The sequence below is a fragment of the Candidatus Phytoplasma sp. AldY-WA1 genome (assembly GCF_020312115.2).
Lineage (GTDB): Bacteria > Bacillota_I > Bacilli_A > Acholeplasmatales > Acholeplasmataceae > Phytoplasma > Phytoplasma vitis.
In genome coordinates this window covers 1-839 of sequence record NZ_JAHRHX020000136.1, presented here as the reverse complement: position 1 = coordinate 839, position 839 = coordinate 1, and the positions used below count along the sequence as shown (strand labels likewise).

At 17.4% G+C, this 839-nt stretch carries 1 protein-coding gene; it reads left to right on the top strand.

The features are described 5' to 3' along the window. The first annotated feature begins 378 nt into the window (after positions 1 to 378). Positions 379 to 708, top strand: coding sequence for a hypothetical protein (locus KTO59_RS04460; RefSeq protein WP_284928854.1), 330 nt, complete (start codon positions 379 to 381; stop codon positions 706 to 708). The last annotated feature ends 131 nt before the right edge of the window (positions 709 to 839 follow it).

The window sequence follows — 839 nt, the reverse complement described above, 5'->3', positions numbered from 1 at the left end:
TATAATCCACGCAAAAAATGGAAAAATAATATTATTACTCATCAATCTTTAAAAGAGTTTTTTACAAAAGAACAAAAGGAAGAAAATAAAACGAATCCAAATGACGAAATTGAAAGAGTTAAATGATAAAAATTTTCAAGAAATAATTACAATAATTAATAGTATTTGTAGCAATATTCAAAGATTGAAAAATTTAAAAAAACAAACAACCTTAATCCCCAAGATACAGAATTTAATTATAGAGATAATATTGCTTTAGCTTTAGATAGTTATCCTTCAACTTTTGAAGGATTAGTTAATGTTGAAGCACAAAATAATCATGGTAAAACCGATATTATTATAAATTTTTTAAATAAAAAATATATAACAGAATGTTTTGTGTTAAAAGATAATGATTCAATTATAACCAAAAGTGAAAATAAATTTAATCAATTAATTAATAATATAACTTATGACGATAATAAATTTTCGTTAATTTTGTTTGTATTAAAAGAAAATTTTAAACCAATACAAATTTTTGAAAAAATCAAAGAAATTATTACAAATAAAAGTATCGAAAAGAAATTAATTAATTCAAAGGAAATATATACAAATAAAGCTTGGGTTTTAAAAACAAAAATAGATAAATTCCCTGAATTAGAATTATATATTCATATTTGCATTTATCATTTTTTTTATGATTTGAATTATTCTAAATCTCAAAAATAAAGATAAAAAACATAATTATTTATTTTTTTTGATATATTTTTTCAAATATTAAAAGTTTTTTTACAAAATAAATACTTTATAATCTTTAAATTTACATTATTTTAAAATATATTATTTTAATAACAAAAAAA